We start from the raw sequence: 18,151 nt of genomic DNA on the forward strand, positions 1-18,151 counted from the left end.
GCTTTCACTGATCGCATTCCGTACCAGCACAGGTCGACCGGCCGAAACTGGCATTGCCGGATGGCAAGAAGCTTGCTGTCTGGGTCATCCTCAATATCGAGGAATGGCGCATTGGGAATCCGATGCCGCGTACCGTGCTGAGCCCGCCGATGGGGCAGCCACTGCTGCCGGACGTGCCGAACTGGTCTTGGCATGAGTACGGCATGCGTGCCGGCTTCTGGCGGCAATTCAAGGCCCTCACGGACCGAAAGATACCGGTGACGCTGGCTGCGAATGCCAACGTCTGCAACAGCTATCCGCGCGTCGCATCCGCGGCGCTCGAGGCTGGCTTCGAATTTATGGGACACGGATTCGTCCAGGGACCGATGCACAAGGTGGAAAACCAGGCGGATGCAATCAAGCGCGCGGTCGACACCATTGCCGGCTTCACCGGCAAGCCGCCACGATCATGGGAGAGCCCGGGCCTGACCGAAACCGAAGAAACGCTCGACCTCTTGCGTCTCAACGGGATCGAATACGTGGCCGATTGGGTGATCGATGATCTTCCGCAGGACATCGCCACGCCGCACGGAACCGTGACGACGATCCCTTACTCCGTCGAGACCAACGACATCGTCATCCACGCGCTGCAACACCTACCGTCGGAGCAGTTCCTGACGCGCTGCACCGATCAATTCGATCGCCTGTACCTCGAAGGCGCAGAGAATGCCCGGATCATGGCGATCTCGGTGCATCCCTACATCACGGGTGTGCCACATCGAATCAAGTACCTGGAGGCCCTGCTTGATTACGTCATCGGCCATGACGGCGTAGCGCTCATGACGGCGAGCGAGATCGGCGACTGGTATCGGGATCAGATGGCGGCGAACTAATTCGGCTCAGCCGACGACCTTGATCGGCGCCCTCCGACGATCGGTCGCGCTCTCCGCCATCCGCTCGAACCCTGCGAGGAAAATGTCCAGCGCGTCACTGATCATCTGCGCTTTGTCTTCGAGGACAGGCGCTTCGTAGATGTATTTGCGTACGCCGTAGTAGAAGATACCGCCGTGAAACACCCAGGCCAGTTCCAGTTCGGCAGCGCTGGGCCGGCTCTGCGTCGCGAGTCCGGCGTCGTGGCGGCACTCCCTGAGAATGCGGGTCAGGATCTTGTCCTTGACCATGCCAACATACCAGCGATTGATATCGAGACCCTTCAGGCCTGAATAAAGATAGATCCTCAGCCATCTTCGATTGAAGATCGCGTCCGTATAGACCTCGTAAAATTCCTGCAGCCGCGCGCGGAGCGGACGCGACCGATCCGACAGCAATCTCTCCCAGCCGATCTCAAGGGGTTCGAGATAGACCTTGCGGTAGACCTCCTTGATGAGATCGTCCTTGCTGGGAAAATAGCGGTAAAGCAACGGCTGGGTTACACCGAGCTTGCGGGCGAGCGCACGCGTGCCGCCCCCGAATCCCTCCTCCGCAAACAACTCGGTCGCCTTGGTGACGAATTCACTGCGACGGTCGTCAGCTGACAGTCGCTTTTGCTTGGTACGAACTCGCTTGAGGGGCGTCTTTCGATTCATGATGGTTCTTTACCATCGTCAGCCAAGAAGCGGCCAAAACCTCCGCGCGCGAACAACAGCGGATCGTTCCGGCCATAGGCGTAGGCCTCCACCGCCCCCAGGAAGATGACATGATCGCCGCCGTAGTAGCGGTTGGCGGCACGGCACTGGAAATTTGCGACCACGCCGGCAAGTACGGGGGCGTTCCCAAGGCCTGGCGTCCAGTTCACGCCTGCGAACTTGTCACCCGACGACCTGGCAAATTGCATCGCCAGCGTCTGCTGCGAGGCGTCAAGAACATTGACCGCGAAATGGCTGGCATTCTGGAAGATCGGCAGCCCCTGCGAAAACATCCCCAGGCTCCACAGCACCAGCGGCGGATTGAGCGATACCGATGCGAAAGAATTGCAGGTAATTCCATACGGCCGCCCTTCGGCCGACAACGCGGTGACGATCGTTACACCAGTCGCAAAGGTACCGAGCGCATTGCGGAAGTCACGAGGATCGATCGTCGAACTGTCGCTCGCGAGCTCATTGGCGGGATCCGGTGGTTGTTTGGGTGAGTCGGACATCCAGCTCACCTCAAAGCGTCAGGTTTTCAGACGGCAGCCCAAGCGCTACCCGCCCGTAATTGGTGCCCGCCGCGTCGAAATTGAAGGCGAGATGCGAGTTCGCGGCATGAGCATCGCGGAATTGGCGCTGCAACGCGCCCGATGTGAACAGACTGCGCGCGCCGCTCGCTGCAAACAGGAGAGAGACTGCTTCGGTGCAAAGATTGACCGCGAACGCACCATCGCGTCGGAGCTTCGTCTTCGCGGCAATGCTTGGGATATTGCCACACTGAATGTCGGCAAACACCTCAACACAGTTCGTGCGCATGATCAGCCGCGCGGCATCGATCTTCGCGGACGCCTCCGCGATCTTGATCTGCGTGCTCTGCAGGTCCCCGATCTTGGCCCGATTATAGGTCGAGGCGCGGTGCCGCGCGCTCTCGACATAATCGTCGAGGCAAGCCTGCGCGTTTCCCAGACCGACTCCAGACAATACATAGGGGAACAACGAGAACACCGGTAGCATGTAGAGCGCGCCCGGATTGACAACGCTGCCTGGCGTTGCGCCACCGGCCAGATCGCTGACGGCAATCGTCATATGCTCGGGAACGAATGCGTCAGCTACCCGCACATCGTTCGACCCGGTTCCACGCAAACCAGCCGCATTCCAGGTGTCGTCGATGCTGTAGTCTAGTTTGTTCAACAGGAATAGCCGGTATTCGACACCATCGGCTTCATCATCCGAAGCAACCACGCTCGCGAGCATGTTCCACCCGCATGCTTCTACCCCGGACGAGAACGGCCAATGACCACTCAGCACATATCCGCCACTTGTCTTCCTGGCACGACCTGCCGGGAAGACAAAGGAAGACGCAATCAGCGTGTCTGGATCGCCCCCCCACACTGTGCTCTGCGCTTCCGGCGCGAACATGCCCAGCATCCAGTGGTGGCTGGCAAGATTGGCAAAGTTCCACGAAACCGAGGCGTCGCCCTGCCCCAGGGCATCAGCGCAGTCGACGAGCGCGACGTAGTCGAGTTCGCTTCCGCCAACACGTTTGGGCTGCAGGATTCGAAACAGCCCACTATCGTGCAGATCCCGCTCGGTCTCAGGTGGCAACCGGCGCAACTCTTCGGTCCGTGCCGCTCGTTCTCGCAAGGCCGGCACAAGCCCTTTCGCTCTCGCGACCATCAGCGCGTAACGATCCCGGTCTGCCCCTGGCGGCACCCCTGCGTCGAGTCTACGGCCAACCTCAACCATGGTCTCTTCCTCTGTTCGAGCTCCAGACACTCGGGCGATCGGGGTCGGCTCAGTTTATCGAGCGATCACCAGAGATCAAGGCGTGCGACCTGCGGCCCGTCCATTCGAGGCACAGAATCGACAACTACCGCCGCCGCCCGTTGAGGGAACGCATGCGGCGGTACTTCGTCCGCATACGGCAAGCCACTCCAACATTGCCTCGCCTAGCTTCAATGTGCCGTCGACGCTCCAGTTGCCCATCGCAGCTTGCCGAAGGTGCAATCTGCGAACCGGATACGCGAAGAAGCCCGGCGGCCATTCGGCCACCGGGCTTCCAACGTCGCCGAGCGGATGACAGCAGCCCAATCCCCACTCCGGCGTTAGACGAGCTCCTTTCGCCAATAGAGCGTGTGCTGCCATGCCCAGGGCGAAACGGGCTCGAACAGCCTGTACCCCTGGCGAATGAAGTTGTTCGCCGAGAAAACGTTGATCGCGCTTCTCGTATGACTCCTCGCAAGCGAACGGATCTGTGTAATCGTCTTCGCCACCTCACTTCTCCTGCCAATCGGACGGGAGATATTCACTCGGAGCCGTGTCCGCGTGATCTGGTTCTAGATCCGGCAACGCCGAGCGAAATGCGATCGTGGGAAAGTCCGTCCTTTCGCGATCCAGGCGCGGTCGCGGGATGAACTGGATGATCTCGGCACTCATGCCGCCTCCAGCAAAGCAACGGCGATCAAACTCACGAGCGCAAGCGATATCAGATAGGCGGTCATACATACCTCGTTGATAGGCCGACAGCGCGCAATGCGGCGATGGAATGAATGTGCGGCAGACCGCGCGGCGGGCGGCGATCTTTGGGGCGCGAACCTTATCCCTGATGAGTGGGGCCGCGGGCGACGCCGGCTTTCGCCGCGTCGCCGGGCCGACGCGTTCGCGCGCGCCGGCCAATTTGTAAGCGTTCTGGTGGTTCGGACGGCGGCGCGCTGACGACGCTCAGGCGACGGGCTGGGAGGATGTGGCGTCGTGACGTGGCGGCCGCCGTCCGATTAGTGAAACGGCAAAGAAAAAAGCCCACCGCGGATTGCTCCGCGCGGGCTCAACAATTTCTGATTTTCCGATTATGCCGGTGAGTTGCCCGACGTGTCAACCGTTTTTGCAAGCTGAATGCGATCGGTAAATTGCGTCGCGCCAGCTGCTTGATCACAGCGACCATCATCGCGGTACATGTAGCCATAGAAAGGAATGTGCGGCAGATCGCGCAGTGGGCGGCGATCTTTGGGGCGCGAGCCTTATCCCCTGACGAATGGGGCCGCGGGCGGCGCCGACTTTCGCCGCGCCGCAGGACCGGCGCGTTCGCGCGCACCGGCCAATTTCGTGCTCGTTTCAATGGGTTCGGACGCGGCTCGCTTGCGACGCTCAGACGACGGCTGGGAGGATGTGGCGTCGTGACGTTGCGGCCGCCGTCCGATGGGTGAAACGGCAAACAAAAAGCCCGCCGCGGATTGCTCCGCGCGGGCTCAACAATTTCTGATTTTCCGATTATGCCGGTGAGTTGCCCGACGAGTCAACCCGTTTTTACGAGCTGAACGCGATCGGTAAAATATGATGCGTCAGCTTCGACGGTGAGAAACCTCCTTCACCGAAAGTCCGCGCATGATGCCGGAATCGCAACACGAGCTGGCGTCGGTCGCCCTATGTTTGTTGCGATGATGTCAGTGTGCCGCTGAGTTGCCCGACGCGTCAAGCGGACAGCCGGCTCACAATGTTTGGATCGACATCAGGACAGTTTTTGGCGCGTGTCAGTCCAACCGACCCGCGCCGCCGTTAGATTGCAAGGAGGAAGCGCCGATGTATTTCGTTGCTGCCGTGCTCGCGGTCCTGTCCGGCCTGTTCTATGCCGCGGGCCATCATCAGATTGGTTCGATCGGTACCACCATGTGCCAGTATGGCGGCATCTTCTGCGACAGCCCGGTGCTGGTTCTCGTCGGTGCCGGGTTCGCCGCGGCGTGGGGCATGCTCGTCAGCGTGCGCTGATCATCCCGCGCGAACGCCCGCACCTATTGCGGCGGGATCGGGTTTGCCGGTTGAGCAGGCTTTGGGCCGGGCGGAGCAGGCTCAATCGGCGCCTTGGGCTCGGTCGGCATCACATTTGCGCCGGCCGCACGTGCGGCCTCGCCAGTCGTCGAGTAATTGGCGGAAGCGGCGGGCTGCACCTTCGGCTTGCTCCACGGACCGTGGTCGACGACCAGCATGCCCAACACGCCGAGGATCGCAACCACCGCCGCAACCAGCAGCGGCGCGCCACCATGCCGATTTCTATGCTTGACCGAACGACCATCCGATATGCCATGCGCCTGCATTGTCATCACCGTCTCCTCCACGGAAACAAGCCGCGACCGGCGCGTAAGTTTCCGGTTCCGCGATGTGAAAGCCAGACATGTTGGTGGAACCAATCCATAGCCACCGAATTTCCCCGATACGCGGCCGCTACCGGTCGTTCAAAGCACGCCCGGATAGTCAAGAGTGGCACCTGGCTTTCAGTGAAATCGCGGCACGGCACATGAACTCCGAAACACCCGAGTCCCCGCTTCAGCCCACGCTCGGTGAGCGAGCGATCGACACCGCGACGGATGTTTCGCGCACCATCACGGAGGTCTCGGACGGACTTCGCGCGGCGGCCGATCGCCTCAGCGAGGCGATCGCAAGCTCGCGCCGGCCTGGCGGCACCTTGGCCACGGTGAGTGCGGTCACACGTGAAGCGCCGCTCGCAAGTCTGTTCGTCGCGTTTCTGCTCGGCGTTGCCGTGGCGCGCCGGCGCTAGGCGTCGATGCCCGCGACGACCGTCCTAGAACTTGCCCTTCGCGGCGTCCTTGGTTGCGGACATCACGCTTCCGCTGATCTGCCGCATATGTTCGCCGGCATTGGTGAACTGGCTGCGCAGGAATTCCGACTGGATCCGCATCGCCTCCTGCAGATCGGTCGCGTGCACGAGCTTGCGCGCATGCTCGAACGCCGCCTTCATGTTCTGCTCGGTGAAGGAAAGAGCCTGTTTGGAAATTTCGGTCCCCGTCCCCGGCATCGCCGTCATCGACTTGCTCGCCGCATCAAAGAACAGGCCGAAGGCCTGCTCGGCCTGGTCGATGGTCTTTTCCGCGAGATCGCGCAACTCGGCGGGAACTTCAAGCTTCGGTTCAATCATGATCACGCCCCCTGAAATTAGCGTCGGCCGACGTTAGCATAGATTGTGACGGCGTCAGCGCCGTATCGCCAACGATAAGAGGCCCCGTTCGCTCCGGCCACCGAGGAAAAATTACCTAGCAGCGACGGGACTGCGCCATCGCGGGATTCCAATCATGTCAGCACTGTGGCATAGTGATTCGGCCTTACCGTTGATCGCGTTCGCGTCTCGTCTCGCGTCTCTTGGGGAATATGGGGATCCGATGCTGCGCGCCGTTCGTCCGACACCGACCTGCACCCGCTTCAAGACCAGTATAGAGATGCCGTGCATGAAGTGCGGCACGCAGATGCGGCTTGCCTTGATCGAGCCGCGCGATCAGGTCTACGACGTGCTGACCTATCAGTGCACGCCCTGCAATTCCGGCGAAAGCTTCCTGAACGCGCGCTAGGCCGCCGGCCCATTCAGTCGTTCAGCACCGCAGCCCCCGCTTCCGTCAGCTCGGGCTCGCCGTCATGCAGTTCGACGAGGCCAAGCCCGGTGAGGACACGCAGGTCCTCGTCGCTGACCGGTGACAATTTGAGCCTGCGCGCCTGGATGTCCCGAAGGGTCCAGCGCAGGCCGATGGCGCGCTCGAGTGAAAATTCGGCGAATGGATTATCTGCCATTCGCCTCGACTAGTGCCGCATTTGGATCAGACTTTGTCTCTGCCGCGGCGGCTTCATGGATATCACGGTTGATTATGAGTTGGCGCGATCGGGGTGCCCAGCGTGCCCTGATCGCGCCATATGTCTTTCGCAGCCGCTCAGTAGCGATAGGGCTCGATATCGAGCAGCGGGAATGCGCTGAACACGCTCGGCAGGTTGGTCGGCATCGCCGGATGCAGATAAGACTTGTCCAGTTCGGCAAAGCTGGTAGCGCCGAGCAGACCGAGGCAGCGGATCACCTCGTCCTCCAGCAGTTCAAGCATCCGAACGATGCCGGCCTCGCCGGCCGCGGCGAGCGCCCAGCACTGCAGACGGCCGATCCCGACAAGGTCTGCCCCCGAGACGATGGCCTTGACGATGTCGGTGCCGCGGCAGATCGAGCCGTCGACCATGATCTTGGCACGGCCGGCGACGGCCTCGACGATCTCGGGCAGGACATGCATGGAGCCGCGGCCGTGGTCGAGCTGCCGGCCGCCATGATTTGAGACATAGATCCAGTCGACCCCGTGATCGAGCGCGATCCTTGCGTCTTCCGCGGTGGCGATACCCTTGAGGATCAGCGGAATCTTGAACTTGTCCTTGATCAATTTCACCGTCCGCCATTCCAGACCCTTCTGGAAGTCGCCGCCGGTGGCGCGGATGCGGCTTTCCCGGACGTAGCGCTTGGCAATGTCGCGCTCGCGCCGGCTGTAGTGGGCGGTGTCCACGGTGAGGCAGAACGCGGCGTAACCGTTGTCGATGGTGCGGCTCACCACATCCTCGACGAAAGCATCGTCGCCGCGCACGTAGAGCTGGAATATGCGCAAGGCCTCAGGCGCCGCCTTGGCGGTTTTCTCCAGCCCGGGTTCGGACACCGAGCTCAGCATATGGGCCGCGCCGAACGAACCGGCGCCGCGCGCAACGGCCGCGCCCGCGTCGGGATCGAAGATTTCGAGCGCGCCGACCGGGGCGATCATCACGGGAAGCCGGAGCTTGCGGCCGAACACCTCCGTCGAGGGATCGACATTGATGACGTTGCGCAGCACGCGCGGCCGGAACGCGATCTCGTCGAGCGCCATTCTGTTGCGGCGCATCGTGGTCTCGGTCTCCGAAGCGCCGACGATGTAATCCCAGGCATTCTGGTTCAGCTTGGCGCGGGCGCTTCGCGCGAATTCGTGCAGGTTCTGAAATTCCTCGCCGCTGGCGCCGAGCTCGACATTGCGCGCCTGCCGAATGGGGGTCCCGTCATTCATGGTGTTTCTTCTCCCGATTTGGCCGGCACATTAGCCGCAGACAAACCGGAAAAGCTACCACCATGACCCACGAATCCGGCCAGCGAAGGCCAGCTATTCGCCCATGAGATAGATCGGCCTTCGACGCGCCGCTACCGCTCCAGATTGACCTTGCCTCGCTGCCAGCTAGCTGCCCGAAAACCGGTTTCGGTATTCGGTCGGCGACACGCCGAGGTGGCGCAGGAAGGCCCGCCGCATTCGCTCATCATCACCAAACCCCGCTCGTTTGGCGACCTCGACGACGCCGCCGATCTGGCGGCTTTCGAGCAGCAGGCGCGCAGTCTCCACCCGCAGCGCCTCGACACCGCTTGCAGGTGTCATGCCGGTGCGGCTGACATAGGTCCGGGCAAAGGTGCGCGGCGTCATCCCGGCCTTTTCCGCGAGGGTCTCGACCTTGAGGTCTTCAGTGATGTTCTCGATGATCCAGGCATGCAGCGCGCTGAAACGTCCCTCGACGTCCGACGCTTGGGCCGCAAGAACGGTCGAGAACTGGCTCTGCCCACCCGGCCGCTTCAGGAACACCACGAGCCTGCGCGCGACATCGAGCGCGATGGTGTGGCCGAAATCCTCCTCGATCATCGCGAGCGCCAGGTCGATGCCGGCGCTGACGCCCGCCGATGACCAGACATGTCCATCCTTGACGAAAATCGCATTGGGCTCGACGCGGATATTGGGAAAGCTGTCCTGCAGACGAGGACAATAGCGCCAGTGCGTTGCAGCACGCTTGCCATCCAGGATCCCGGTCCAAGCCAGCGCAAATGCGCCGAGGCAGACCGATGCGATGCGGCGCGCCTTCGGCAGCGCCTTCGCAATCCAGTCCATCAACTCGGCGTCGTTGCGGATCTTCCAGATGCCGGGCCCACCCGGAATCACCAGCGTGTCGACCTCTGTGGGCGCAACACTGGTGATCGGCGCCGTGTCGATCATCATGCCGACATCGGTCGGCACCAAGCCGCCAGACGTCGACAGATAGGAAAGCGAATAGTCCGGCCCGGGCAGTTCGATCGCCTCCAGCTCAGCGAACACCTGAGCCGGCCCCGAAATGTCGAGCAAGATCACGCCCGGAAAGGCGACGATCGCGATCCGTCGCGGCGCTTTCCTGTCGCGCGGCTCAGGCCGGGGCGGTTTGGCAGCTTTCGAGGGCATATTGTCCTTTAAGCCATTCGAGCCCGCCCTGTATAGCTCGCGATGGAATTCTGGAGTTCTGCCATGTCGCGACATCTGGGCGGCGGATACGAGGCGATCAAATCGCCGTGGGCGGATTACGCGATCTACAGTCTACCCGACGCCTCCCGGATCGAAGCCTGCGACCGTCAGCCGCTGATGGACGCCATGAACGGCATCATTGCCGTCAACTGGCAGGCCACCGAGCCGCACTGGACCTCGGCCTCGTCACCCTTCGATAAGAAGTACAGCCTGATCCTCGTCTATGACGGCTCCGGCCTCGTGGCCTTCTCGGTCTACCGCATCCTGCAAATGTCGGCCGGGCTTGGAATCTATCGCAGCGGCACGGAAGTACTGCCGGCGCATCAGGGCCGCGGCTTGTACGGCTTCTTCACGGCAGAAGTCCTGAAATGTTCGGGCGCCGCCGAGCGAGCCGACGGCAACGTGCTCTACGGGTGGCGGACGCGCAATCCGATCGTGTGGGCAGCGAACGCTAAGATTTGCGAAAAAGTGTCTCCATCATTGCTCGATGGTGCGCAGGACCCGGCACTGCAGGCGGCCTGTGTCGAGATGTGCACTTCGCTCTATCCGGGCAAGCCGCTCGAACTGCCCGACATGATCATGCGTGGCGCTTACGGCCACATTAAGCACCATCGGCAGGCCTATCATGGCACCGCGTCGCTGGTCGATGCCGCGATGTCGCGAAAGATTCCAAATTCAGCGGATGCCCTTTTCTCGGTGGGTTACGCGAGGGTGTGATGTCGATGCTCGGACAACAAGCCGTTTTCGCCCCGACGTCGCGCTTAACCGATCGCGCCTACCTGGCCTGGACGGCTGTGACTATCGCCTATGCCATCGCCTTCCTGCAGCGCGTGGCGCCGCAATCGGTCAGCCTCAGCTTCATGCACGACTTCAACACCGACGCGGCCGGTGTGGCGATGTTGGCCTCGAGTTACTTCTGGGGCTACACCTTGATGCAGATTCCGGCCGGCCTTCTGGTCGATCGTTACGGCGTCAAGCGCGTCGTCCTCGTCAGCATGATCGCCTCGTCACTCGGCAGCGCGGCGTTCGCGCTGGCGCCGAATCTGCTCGACGTGTTTGCTGCGCGCCTGATCGTCGCCTGCGGCGATGCGCTTGTCTTTACCGCACTGCTGAAGCTCGTCGCGCAAAGCTTTGCCGACGAGCGTTTCGGCATGATGTCAGGCATTTCACAGGTCTCCGGCTATGTCGGCGGCGTGATCGCGACGACACCGCTGGCAGCCGCCGTCTCGGGGTTCGGCTGGCGGGCCTGCTTCCTGTTCATCGCCTGCATCGGCCTCGCCAACCTGGCCTTCGCCAAGGTCACGCTCAAGCCTGATCCGGCGCCGCACAGCAACAAGACGCTGAAGGGCGTCGTGATCGCCGCGCGACAATCGCTGGCCCATGTCGCGAACTGGGGTTGCGCAATGACGTTTGCCTCGCACTTCGCGGTCGTGACGACGCTGTCGGGCGTCTGGGGCATTCCGATGGTCGCCCACCTCTTCCACATCTCGCCGACGGCTGCCGGCACGCCGCTGCTCGCCTTCATGATAGGCAATGCGTTCGGCTCGATCTTCCTCGGTCACGCCGCCGATCGTGCCGCCGCGGCGCTCGACCGCGCACTGATCGGCATTTGCGCATTGCGCATGCTGCTGATCGCGATGCTGCTACCGCCGGTCGCCCAGACATTCGGTCTCGCTTACGTCACCGTCGTGTTCACGATCCTGGGCCTCGTCGCCGGCGGCACCGTCCCGCTGGTGCTGAAATGCGTCAAGAAGCTCTACACCTCCGACTTGATCGGCGTGGGCGCTTCCGTGAACACCACCGCCGCGGGACTCTTCGCCGGCGTCTCGCAGCCGATCATCGGCTTTGCGATGCTTACCGCCAGCAGCGTCTCCGGCACCGACGCCGTGCACAACGCAGCCGCGATCGGTGACGGCGGTTACAGCGCCTTGATCGTCATTCTGCTTCTGATGTCGCTGCCCGGCGTTGCCGGGCCGCTGATGATGAGAAGCAAGTTGATAGCTCGTTAGTGTCGTTATGAGTGTAGGGGGTGTTATGGAGCGCTTGTTCTTGAAAAGAGGCGACGTTGCGTCGAACTTTCCGGTCAGCAGCTGGCAGAGCGTGATGTTCTCCGAGTTTGAGGCGCAGATGAGCAGCGAGGCAAGGCCGTTTCCTTGCGTGTTCGGAGTGACCGGGCATCGCCAGGATCAGCTCCGCTACCTCTTCCTCGATCCGTATGACGTTGCGGTGCTCGGCGAACAGCTTGCACAATATGTTTCGGAGGCACGCTCGTTCGGCCCCAACACCTCATTGATCGTGTTCACGAGGCCCCGCCCCGTGCAGACGCTCGACGCCTATTATCGCAAGATGTGGCTGACGCTCGATCAGCTCGCACGCCTGGACAAGAATCCGTGGCCATCAGATATTCCGGAACAGATCGACCACCCGATGTGGGAGTTCTCGTTTGCGGGCGAGCCGATCTTCGTCGTATGCACGACGCCCGCGCATGTGATGCGCCAGAGCCGTCGATCCAGCGCGTTCATGCTCACGTTCCAGCCGCGCTGGGTATTCGAGAAGATCCTCGGAACGGAAAAGGCGGCAAATGCTGCATTTTCCGAGGTGCGCAAGCGCCTGATCCCATACGACAGTGCGAGCCCCTCCCCGCTTCTTGGCCGCTACGGCGCGACCGATGGCCGCGAATACCTGCAGTACTTCCTGCACGACGACAACAATGCGAGCGGAGGCTGCCCGTTTGCCAAGCTCGCACAGAACAAGACACCTCCGATCGCGAACAAGGAACAGGCAGCATGACCCAGATCATCGCCAGCACGAAGACTGAATTTGCCATCGATCGGGAGATCCTGAACCTGCTTCCGGCCCAGGGCTCCGTCGAGCTGCAGCACGATGCGGCAGGCAAGGTGCATCACTTCCATACCCATCCGGTCGATGAAATCCTGATGATCGTCAGCGGCCGGCTGAACTTCATCTGGGACGGCGGCGAGCGGGTCTCGGTGCCGGCGACACCATCTTTCTGCCTGCCGGCACCCGACATCAATCCGAAGCGCTCGAGGGCGGTGCGATCTACGTCATTGCGACGCAGCCGCCAGCCAGACCGATGAGCAACTGACACACAGGGAAAACGCGAACACCTCAGGATAGTGAAGGATCGCGCGGCGGTTCAACCGCCAAACGTTCGACCAGCTCGATGATCTCGGAACGCTGGCCGGGCGCAAGTCGACGGAGAGCCTTCAACAGTCGCAGGCTTTCCAGTGTTTCGCTCGATGGAGCTCCGAGCTTGTTCTGCAGCTCTGCAACATATGTGGGATTTTTCATCTCGCACCTTAAGTGAGGATTACGAATGGCATACCCAGGTAAGCGTGAAGGCTTGGCCCAGAAGGTCGACACCGCAGCTCAAGAGGCCGAACGCCTCGGCCTGACCACGGCAACCTTGATACTCCGGATGGCACGCCTCGAGATCGATCGGGCGGAGCCCGAGGAGGTTGAAACTATGCCAAGGAACAACTTGCGCAGCAAGCCGAACTGAGGTTCCGGCACGGGCCGGTTCCGCTTCACGGGGCCTCCGGCCCGCATCGACGCCGTAAACGACATCGCACGAGGCGAGAGGCTTTGCTCTCGCCTGCGGGTCAGGTTGCCATTACGTGGATCTGATCTTTGGCGCAGGCTGACTGGCTAGCCGGTGTTGCCTGCCTTGCCGAACGCGCCTGCCTCGGCCAACGCGGCGATGCGCCGGTCGTCATACCCAAGCGTCTTGCTCAGCACTTCCCCGGTGTGCTGACCGAGCAGCGGCGCCGCGACGGGATCGACCGTCGGCGTCAAGCTCATGCCGACCGGCGATTCGATGTTCGGAACCGAGCCGGCGGTTGGATGCGCGATCTTGCTGAGGCGATGCCGATCGCGCACTTCAGGCGCGTTGAAGCCCTCCTCGACCGTACGCAAATATCCCACCGGAATGTTGGCCTTCTTCATCTTCGCCATCCAGTGCTCGAGCGTGTCGCTTGCAAACACGCTGGCAATGATGCCGCGCAGCTTCTCCTTGTTGGCGGACCGCGCCTTGCGGTGGGCAAATTCGGGGTCGGTGACGAGATCCGGGCGTTCGAGCACGTCGGTGACAAGCCGGCGATAGAGCCGGTCGTTGGCACAGGCCATATAGAGCGGGCCATCGGACGCCCGGTAGACGCCGACAGTCGGCGAGCCGTTCGGCGAGTTGCCGAAACGGCCGGGGTTGTTGCCATTGATGAGATAGGCCATTCCATAGAAGCCGGTCATCGATACCGCAGTGTCGATCAACGCGACCTCGACCTGCTGGCCGCGGCCAAGCCGATCCCGCGCGATCAAGGCCAGCAGGATGGCGTTGCAGGCCGACATGCCGGTTGCCATGTCCACGATCGGTGGTCCGGTGCGCACCGGTTCTCCATCCGGAAAGCCGTTGAGCGACATGAAGCCGCTTTCGGCCTGCGTGATCGGGTCGAAGCCCGGGCGCAGCGCGAAATCGCCTTTGCGGCCGTAGGCCGAGATCGAGCAATAGATCAGCCGCGGATTGGTCTCCGCGACCGATGCATAGTCGAGGCCAAATTTCTTCATTACGCCGCCGGAGAAGTTCTCCACCACGACGTCGGCCTTGGCGATCAGCGCGCGCGCGACGTCGAGCGCAGCCGGATTGTTGAAATCGAGCGCAATGCCACGCTTGTTGCGGTTGAGGCTGAGATACGCGGCACTCTCTCCGCCGATTTCGGCGTGCTCGTAGGCGCGCGTGTCGTCCCCGCCGTCCGGATTCTCGATCTTGATGACCTCGGCCCCGAAGTCGGCCAGCGTTTGCGTACAGGCCGGGCCGGCAACGACGCGGGTGAAGTCGACAACCAGCAGGCCGTCAAGCGCCGTCGGAACTCCCTCCCCGCGCGCGCGCGCCCTGGCAATTCTGGTCTGGTCATGATCCGGCGCTTCCCATGTTATTTTGTCAGGCGAAATACGACGGCCCTACCAGGACCGGTACTGCACGCCTTTTAGCGGAAGCTCGTGACCAAAACCAAACCCGGATTTTGCAGGGCGGGACCTTCGCCTGACATGGCTGTCGTCGGCAAAAGACGGCCCGCAGTGCCTACGCGCGGTCGGGCGACTTGAACGTCGCGGAAATCGGCTGGATGCTGAAGCGAGAGCCGCGTCCGGCAAGCAGGGGAATAGATATCTGCGGGTAGCAACATTCGGTCGCCACCCGCTTTCGTCACCGCGAACCGCGGCGCTATTCGGCAATTATCTCGCCGGAGCCGCCGAACTCGGCCGGGAAGTCCTTCAACTTCGGCAGGCCGTCGCGTATCGGCAGCACCGCCTCGGAATAGTTGACGTGAACGCCAGGGTTGAACTTCAGCGTCGGGATCGTCGCGGTAAAGACGTCGACGAGCCCAAGCGTCGGGTGGTTGGTCATCAGGTGACCGCCGCACTTGTTGCAATATTTGCGCTGGCTCATTGCGGTCTTCTCGAATGTCGCGATGTGGTCGGCGCCCTTGGTGACCTCGACCGCCTCAGGCTTCCAGAGACTGAACGCATTCACCGGGCCGCCGGACCAGGAACGGCATGAACGGCAGTGGCAGTAGCCCATCGCCTCGGGCTCCCCCGTGACCTTGAGCTCGACGGCGCCGCAGAAGCAGTTTCCAGTATGATTCATCGGTCGGTTCTCCTTGGGTGAAGTGGTCGGACTTCGCGCCGGCATCGACCCACGTTACTCGTGATGTTCGCGATGCAGGATAAGACGTAGGCGGACGTAGCCGCGGCGAACTCCCTGGTGGACGTACCAGACCATTCCCCACACAAGAGGCAATCACATTGCGCTCGCATGCAGGCAGGTCGTCGACGCGAGCGAAGTTACATGAAAGTCCGCGCCGCTGTCGACCATCTTCCACCCGGCACGGCCGCGCACATCACCCATCACCCATCACCCAAGGATGGCGCTCACTGTGAGGCAAAGCACAATGCCGCAATGTGATGAATCGTTGTCGTACCGGTTGCCTGCACGGCAACCGGCACGTGAGCACGTCACCCTGGATCAGCGTTGACGGTCCTTCGCCGGACCCCGGTCCGGTGTTGCGAGCCCGTACATCAGCGCCAGCCGATCCAGGCATTCCTTGAGGCGCCGCGCGAAATAGTCCTGCCAGCGCTGCGTGCGCAATCCACGCCGCTGCCCAACCTGCTCCATGGTCATGCCGAGGATCAGGACGTCGTGCACCAGCGCCGAACCGTCGGCGCCGAGCTCGTGTTCCGCACGATTCAAGCGCAGCGTCGCCTGGCGCTGCCCCTCCGTGATCGGCTCACGTTGCTGACCGCCATCAACATACTCCCGCGTCGTGTCTACCGCGCGCGGGCCACGCTCGGCCTTCTCCCAGTCATTCTGGAAAGCCCGACCGCTCCGATATTGCGTGTCGTCGATCTGCCGGTGTGCATGCAACCGGCCGAGCGGATCGTTGCGGATCGAGCGAAACGCGATGATCTTATCGCCCGGCTCGAGTGCCAGGGGATCGTCGACCGCGACGGTCGTCACCTCGGCATTGAAGGGCAGATCCTGGGAGCGACGATCATGCGTTCCAGCGGGATCGTACGGTTTCCGGCCCTTTGTGCGCGGCATTGGCAAGCTCCAAAAATGAGTCGTGAGAGCGCGCGGCATCTCCCGCGCGGTTGCGGTAGTGGGATCGACATGCGTCGGTCGGATGACAGCCTCAGCTGGCCCCGATGGCTTGAAGCCAGGCGTCGTTCAGTACAGGTCTCACCGAGGTGTCGGGATCGCGGCTCAAGTGGAAATGCGGGGTGCAGTAGCTCGAGCCCGGTCGGCGCGGATGACCACAGAAGGTCATGGCTTCGTCCTCGGCATCCCCGCCATAGGGATAACGGCAGTCTCCGGGTTGGAGATCAAGCAACGAGAGGTGCCGTGGCGCGACCGCCGCGCAGCGAAGCCGGGGCATCTCCACCATTTCGGTGAAAATCCTTGGACAGCGAAGCAGATCGAGCTTCGGCTCGGCCCGCCGGTCACACGGCCACCCGCGGAGTTCAGGCAAGGATGGTTTCGGTGGATCGAGGTGACCCGGCAAGGTCGGCTCGGGCCGATCGAGGCCCGCCAGTCCCATGCGCTGCGCCCGGCTCAGCGCCGCGTTGCGGGTATAGGCCGTATTGAAGGTTGCGTTGATCGTGTCAGCTATTTCCGAATAGGACAAGCCGCGGGCGCGCAGGTCCTGCAGGGCAGCCGAATGCTCCGGCAGCCAGTTCATCATTTCCATTCCAAATTCCCATTTCTGTCATTCTGCCGGCGCCTTGCATAACTTCCGATATTCCGAACAAAAAGTCAAGCTTGAATTCTGATAATCGTAACGGTAGTAATGTATCCGGGTTTGGAGAGGATGAAACATGCTGGACGCGGCGCTGATTGAACGAGCACTGGAAAAGACAGGTAAGAGCAAAGGCGGGCTGGCCCGCGCGATGGGGGTTCGGGCCGGCGCGGTGTCCGAAATCCTGTCGGGAATACGACTGATCAAGCATCGGAGATCGCCCCGATCATGGAGTATCTGGAGCTGAACTCGGTGCCGATCGTGGGCCGGGTCGGCGCCGGCGCTTCTATCCAGCCGGAGCTGGAGCAGGTGCCGCCGGAAGGTCTCGGGGAGATCGAGCTTCCTTTCCCGATGACGGAGGAGACCGTTGCTTTCGAGGTTTCGGGCGATTCGATGCTGCCGAAATACGAGAACGGCGATGTGATCGTGGTCTATCGCGAGCAGCGCTATCCGCTGTCGAGCTTCTACGGAGAGGAAGCTGCGGTCCGGCTGAAGAGCGGCGAGCGCTACCTGAAGACGATTGAACGCGGCAGCTCTTCTGGCACCGTCAATCTCAAGAGCTTCAATGCCAAGCCGATCAACGGCGTCAAGCTCGAATGGATCGGCGAGATCTGCGTCACCCTGCCCCGTGGCCAGATCGAGCGGCTGCGCGGCAAGACGGCGGCGAAGGGACGGAAATCCGCACCCAAGGGCGGCCGATCGTCCGAGAAGTAACGCTCCTTCTGGAGCCGGCCAGACCGATTCGGCGCCACTGCACCGAATCGGTCTGGGCCGTCGAGCTCGAATTCCGATTATCGGCAATTTCTCTTGACATAATTCCGATTATCGGAAATAATGGTCGATGTCAGTCAACGCACCGAACCACCAGGCATGCAGTATTTCGTTGTGATGATCGACTATGGCCGCCGCGGCCGCGAGGCGATCGTCGACCCCGAACTGACGCGGCGCGAGGTCGTCTCGCGGATCGCGTCGGGGGAATATACGAACGTGAGCTTTATTCACGAGATCGCCGGATGCTCGGTTGAGGATGTCACGGACGACATCCTCTCCGAGGCCGCCCTACCCGAGATCCCCCTCACCGGCGCGGAGCTGCAAGCCAATACGCTGGATCACATCTGCGACCGGCGGAAGCACGAACCGGTGTGACGGC

23 protein-coding genes and 3 pseudogenes are annotated in these 18,151 nt (G+C 62.1%); 11 read left to right on the plus strand and 15 right to left on the minus strand.

Annotated elements, in window-relative coordinates; genetic code table 11:
- Window positions 1–53 precede the first annotated feature (53 nt).
- The gene (locus tag ALC15_RS19120) at window positions 54–872 is read left to right on the plus strand and encodes a polysaccharide deacetylase family protein (protein ID WP_244486152.1); all 819 of its coding nucleotides are present in this window, start codon (window positions 54–56) and stop codon (window positions 870–872) included.
- Window positions 873–878: 6 nt separating this feature from the next.
- Here ALC15_RS19120 and ALC15_RS19125 read toward each other — a convergent pair whose 3' ends face one another.
- The 5 genes and pseudogenes from ALC15_RS19125 to ALC15_RS44180 all read right to left on the minus strand — a co-directional run bounded on the left by ALC15_RS19125 (window position 879) and on the right by ALC15_RS44180 (window position 4,043).
- Complete coding sequence (locus ALC15_RS19125) at window positions 879–1,565, minus strand: TetR/AcrR family transcriptional regulator (RefSeq protein WP_050628591.1); 687 nt, start codon at window positions 1,563–1,565, stop codon at window positions 879–881.
- Window positions 1,562–2,116, minus strand: a complete 555-nt coding sequence (locus ALC15_RS19130; RefSeq protein WP_050628677.1) for a flavin reductase family protein — start codon at window positions 2,114–2,116, stop codon at window positions 1,562–1,564. The genes ALC15_RS19125 and ALC15_RS19130 overlap by 4 nt, the downstream gene beginning before the upstream one ends.
- Window positions 2,117–2,126: 10 nt before the next feature.
- Window positions 2,127–3,353: an acyl-CoA dehydrogenase family protein gene (locus tag ALC15_RS19135; RefSeq protein WP_050628592.1), complete on the minus strand. Its 1,227-nt coding sequence runs from the start codon at window positions 3,351–3,353 to the stop codon at window positions 2,127–2,129.
- Window positions 3,354–3,712: 359 nt separating this feature from the next.
- Window positions 3,713–3,820, minus strand: a pseudogene (locus ALC15_RS46320) (GNAT family N-acetyltransferase); the annotation flags it as partial.
- 61 nt (window positions 3,821–3,881) lie between these two features.
- Window positions 3,882–4,043: a hypothetical protein gene (locus ALC15_RS44180; RefSeq protein WP_157860917.1), complete on the minus strand. Its 162-nt coding sequence runs from the start codon at window positions 4,041–4,043 to the stop codon at window positions 3,882–3,884.
- A gap of 1,140 nt (window positions 4,044–5,183) precedes the next feature.
- Here ALC15_RS44180 and ALC15_RS19140 point away from each other — a divergent pair.
- Window positions 5,184–5,369, plus strand: a complete 186-nt coding sequence (locus ALC15_RS19140) for a hypothetical protein (RefSeq protein WP_050628593.1) — start codon at window positions 5,184–5,186, stop codon at window positions 5,367–5,369.
- A gap of 23 nt (window positions 5,370–5,392) precedes the next feature.
- Here the strand turns inward: ALC15_RS19140 and ALC15_RS19145 are convergent, their stop codons facing one another.
- Entirely contained in the window at window positions 5,393–5,695 is a 303-nt protein-coding gene (locus tag ALC15_RS19145; protein WP_050628594.1) for a hypothetical protein, read from the minus strand.
- A 200-nt stretch (window positions 5,696–5,895) separates the two neighbouring features.
- Here ALC15_RS19145 and ALC15_RS19150 point away from each other — a divergent pair, with 200 nt between their 5' ends.
- Window positions 5,896–6,156, plus strand: coding sequence for a hypothetical protein (locus ALC15_RS19150; RefSeq protein ID WP_050628595.1), 261 nt, complete (start codon window positions 5,896–5,898; stop codon window positions 6,154–6,156).
- Between the two features lie 24 nt (window positions 6,157–6,180).
- Here ALC15_RS19150 and ALC15_RS19155 read toward each other — a convergent pair whose 3' ends face one another.
- Window positions 6,181–6,534, minus strand: coding sequence for a phasin (locus ALC15_RS19155; protein WP_050628678.1), 354 nt, complete (start codon window positions 6,532–6,534; stop codon window positions 6,181–6,183).
- 241 nt (window positions 6,535–6,775) lie between these two features.
- Between ALC15_RS19155 and ALC15_RS43360 the strand changes: the two genes are divergently transcribed.
- Complete coding sequence (locus tag ALC15_RS43360) at window positions 6,776–6,961, plus strand: hypothetical protein (RefSeq protein WP_018272817.1); 186 nt, start codon at window positions 6,776–6,778, stop codon at window positions 6,959–6,961.
- 13 nt (window positions 6,962–6,974) lie between these two features.
- Here the strand turns inward: ALC15_RS43360 and ALC15_RS19160 are convergent, their stop codons facing one another.
- From ALC15_RS19160 to ALC15_RS19170, 3 genes are all read right to left on the minus strand, one after another.
- Window positions 6,975–7,178, minus strand: a complete 204-nt coding sequence (locus ALC15_RS19160; RefSeq protein ID WP_050628596.1) for a hypothetical protein — start codon at window positions 7,176–7,178, stop codon at window positions 6,975–6,977.
- Between the two features lie 137 nt (window positions 7,179–7,315).
- A complete protein-coding gene (locus ALC15_RS19165; protein WP_050628597.1) occupies window positions 7,316–8,449 on the minus strand; it encodes an alpha-hydroxy acid oxidase in 1,134 nt (377 codons plus the stop codon).
- 165 nt (window positions 8,450–8,614) lie between these two features.
- Complete coding sequence (locus ALC15_RS19170; protein WP_050628598.1) at window positions 8,615–9,634, minus strand: GlxA family transcriptional regulator; 1,020 nt, start codon at window positions 9,632–9,634, stop codon at window positions 8,615–8,617.
- Window positions 9,635–9,697: 63 nt separating this feature from the next.
- Between ALC15_RS19170 and ALC15_RS19175 the strand changes: the two genes are divergently transcribed.
- The 4 genes from ALC15_RS19175 to ALC15_RS19190 all read left to right on the plus strand — a co-directional run bounded on the left by ALC15_RS19175 (window position 9,698) and on the right by ALC15_RS19190 (window position 12,792).
- On the plus strand, window positions 9,698–10,411 hold the full coding sequence (locus ALC15_RS19175) for a hypothetical protein (RefSeq protein WP_050628679.1): 714 nt from the start codon (window positions 9,698–9,700) through the stop codon (window positions 10,409–10,411).
- 77 nt (window positions 10,412–10,488) lie between these two features.
- Entirely contained in the window at window positions 10,489–11,703 is a 1,215-nt protein-coding gene (locus ALC15_RS19180) for an MFS transporter (RefSeq protein WP_244486153.1), read from the plus strand.
- Window positions 11,704–11,728: 25 nt separating this feature from the next.
- The gene (locus tag ALC15_RS19185) at window positions 11,729–12,484 is read left to right on the plus strand and encodes a YqcI/YcgG family protein (RefSeq protein ID WP_050628600.1); all 756 of its coding nucleotides are present in this window, start codon (window positions 11,729–11,731) and stop codon (window positions 12,482–12,484) included.
- Entirely contained in the window at window positions 12,481–12,792 is a 312-nt protein-coding gene (locus tag ALC15_RS19190; protein ID WP_244486154.1) for a cupin domain-containing protein, read from the plus strand. The genes ALC15_RS19185 and ALC15_RS19190 overlap by 4 nt, the downstream gene beginning before the upstream one ends.
- 31 nt (window positions 12,793–12,823) lie before the next feature.
- Here the strand turns inward: ALC15_RS19190 and ALC15_RS42000 are convergent, their stop codons facing one another.
- On the minus strand, window positions 12,824–13,006 hold the full coding sequence (locus ALC15_RS42000; RefSeq protein ID WP_094193964.1) for a hypothetical protein: 183 nt from the start codon (window positions 13,004–13,006) through the stop codon (window positions 12,824–12,826).
- A 52-nt stretch (window positions 13,007–13,058) separates the two neighbouring features.
- Between ALC15_RS42000 and ALC15_RS45475 the strand changes: the two genes are divergently transcribed.
- On the plus strand, window positions 13,059–13,217 hold the full coding sequence (locus ALC15_RS45475; RefSeq protein WP_244486155.1) for a hypothetical protein: 159 nt from the start codon (window positions 13,059–13,061) through the stop codon (window positions 13,215–13,217).
- A 146-nt stretch (window positions 13,218–13,363) separates the two neighbouring features.
- On the opposite strand, the pseudogene ALC15_RS19200 reads toward ALC15_RS45475, so the two are convergent.
- The 4 genes and pseudogenes from ALC15_RS19200 to ALC15_RS19215 form a co-directional block, all read right to left on the minus strand.
- A pseudogene (locus ALC15_RS19200) lies at window positions 13,364–14,625 on the minus strand (CaiB/BaiF CoA transferase family protein).
- Window positions 14,626–14,930: 305 nt separating this feature from the next.
- Window positions 14,931–15,353 (minus strand): GFA family protein, encoded by a 423-nt coding sequence (locus ALC15_RS19205; protein ID WP_050628601.1) that lies wholly within the window; start codon window positions 15,351–15,353, stop codon window positions 14,931–14,933.
- Between the two features lie 378 nt (window positions 15,354–15,731).
- Window positions 15,732–16,307: a DUF6456 domain-containing protein gene (locus tag ALC15_RS19210; RefSeq protein ID WP_050628602.1), complete on the minus strand. Its 576-nt coding sequence runs from the start codon at window positions 16,305–16,307 to the stop codon at window positions 15,732–15,734.
- 91 nt (window positions 16,308–16,398) lie between these two features.
- On the minus strand, window positions 16,399–16,953 hold the full coding sequence (locus ALC15_RS19215; RefSeq protein ID WP_050628603.1) for a GcrA family cell cycle regulator: 555 nt from the start codon (window positions 16,951–16,953) through the stop codon (window positions 16,399–16,401).
- A gap of 127 nt (window positions 16,954–17,080) precedes the next feature.
- Here ALC15_RS19215 and ALC15_RS19220 point away from each other — a divergent pair.
- Window positions 17,081–17,715 (plus strand): annotated as a pseudogene (locus ALC15_RS19220) (S24 family peptidase).
- Between the two features lie 156 nt (window positions 17,716–17,871).
- Window positions 17,872–18,147, plus strand: coding sequence for a hypothetical protein (locus ALC15_RS19225; protein WP_050628604.1), 276 nt, complete (start codon window positions 17,872–17,874; stop codon window positions 18,145–18,147).
- Window positions 18,148–18,151: the final 4 nt, after the last annotated feature.

It is taken from the genome of Bradyrhizobium viridifuturi, assembly GCF_001238275.1.
Classification (GTDB): Bacteria; Pseudomonadota; Alphaproteobacteria; order Rhizobiales; family Xanthobacteraceae; genus Bradyrhizobium; species Bradyrhizobium viridifuturi.

Coding starts and splice junctions, on each gene's coding strand:
- ALC15_RS19125 (WP_050628591.1), bottom strand. CDS start 1,565: ATGAATCGAAAGACGCCCCTCAAGCGAGTTCGTACCAAGCAAAAGCGA.
- ALC15_RS19130 (WP_050628677.1), bottom strand. CDS start 2,116: ATGTCCGACTCACCCAAACAACCACCGGATCCCGCCAATGAGCTCGCG.
- ALC15_RS19135 (WP_050628592.1), bottom strand. CDS start 3,353: ATGGTTGAGGTTGGCCGTAGACTCGACGCAGGGGTGCCGCCAGGGGCA.
- ALC15_RS44180 (WP_157860917.1), bottom strand. CDS start 4,043: ATGAGTGCCGAGATCATCCAGTTCATCCCGCGACCGCGCCTGGATCGC.
- ALC15_RS19140 (WP_050628593.1), top strand. CDS start 5,184: ATGTATTTCGTTGCTGCCGTGCTCGCGGTCCTGTCCGGCCTGTTCTAT.
- ALC15_RS19145 (WP_050628594.1), bottom strand. CDS start 5,695: ATGCAGGCGCATGGCATATCGGATGGTCGTTCGGTCAAGCATAGAAAT.
- ALC15_RS19150 (WP_050628595.1), top strand. CDS start 5,896: ATGAACTCCGAAACACCCGAGTCCCCGCTTCAGCCCACGCTCGGTGAG.
- ALC15_RS19155 (WP_050628678.1), bottom strand. CDS start 6,534: ATGATTGAACCGAAGCTTGAAGTTCCCGCCGAGTTGCGCGATCTCGCG.
- ALC15_RS43360 (WP_018272817.1), top strand. CDS start 6,776: ATGCTGCGCGCCGTTCGTCCGACACCGACCTGCACCCGCTTCAAGACC.
- ALC15_RS19160 (WP_050628596.1), bottom strand. CDS start 7,178: ATGGCAGATAATCCATTCGCCGAATTTTCACTCGAGCGCGCCATCGGC.
- ALC15_RS19165 (WP_050628597.1), bottom strand. CDS start 8,449: ATGAATGACGGGACCCCCATTCGGCAGGCGCGCAATGTCGAGCTCGGC.
- ALC15_RS19170 (WP_050628598.1), bottom strand. CDS start 9,634: ATGCCCTCGAAAGCTGCCAAACCGCCCCGGCCTGAGCCGCGCGACAGG.
- ALC15_RS19175 (WP_050628679.1), top strand. CDS start 9,698: ATGTCGCGACATCTGGGCGGCGGATACGAGGCGATCAAATCGCCGTGG.
- ALC15_RS19185 (WP_050628600.1), top strand. CDS start 11,729: ATGGAGCGCTTGTTCTTGAAAAGAGGCGACGTTGCGTCGAACTTTCCG.
- ALC15_RS19190 (WP_244486154.1), top strand. CDS start 12,481: ATGACCCAGATCATCGCCAGCACGAAGACTGAATTTGCCATCGATCGG.
- ALC15_RS42000 (WP_094193964.1), bottom strand. CDS start 13,006: ATGAAAAATCCCACATATGTTGCAGAGCTGCAGAACAAGCTCGGAGCT.
- ALC15_RS19205 (WP_050628601.1), bottom strand. CDS start 15,353: ATGAATCATACTGGAAACTGCTTCTGCGGCGCCGTCGAGCTCAAGGTC.
- ALC15_RS19210 (WP_050628602.1), bottom strand. CDS start 16,307: ATGCCGCGCACAAAGGGCCGGAAACCGTACGATCCCGCTGGAACGCAT.
- ALC15_RS19215 (WP_050628603.1), bottom strand. CDS start 16,953: ATGGAAATGATGAACTGGCTGCCGGAGCATTCGGCTGCCCTGCAGGAC.
- ALC15_RS19225 (WP_050628604.1), top strand. CDS start 17,872: ATGCAGTATTTCGTTGTGATGATCGACTATGGCCGCCGCGGCCGCGAG.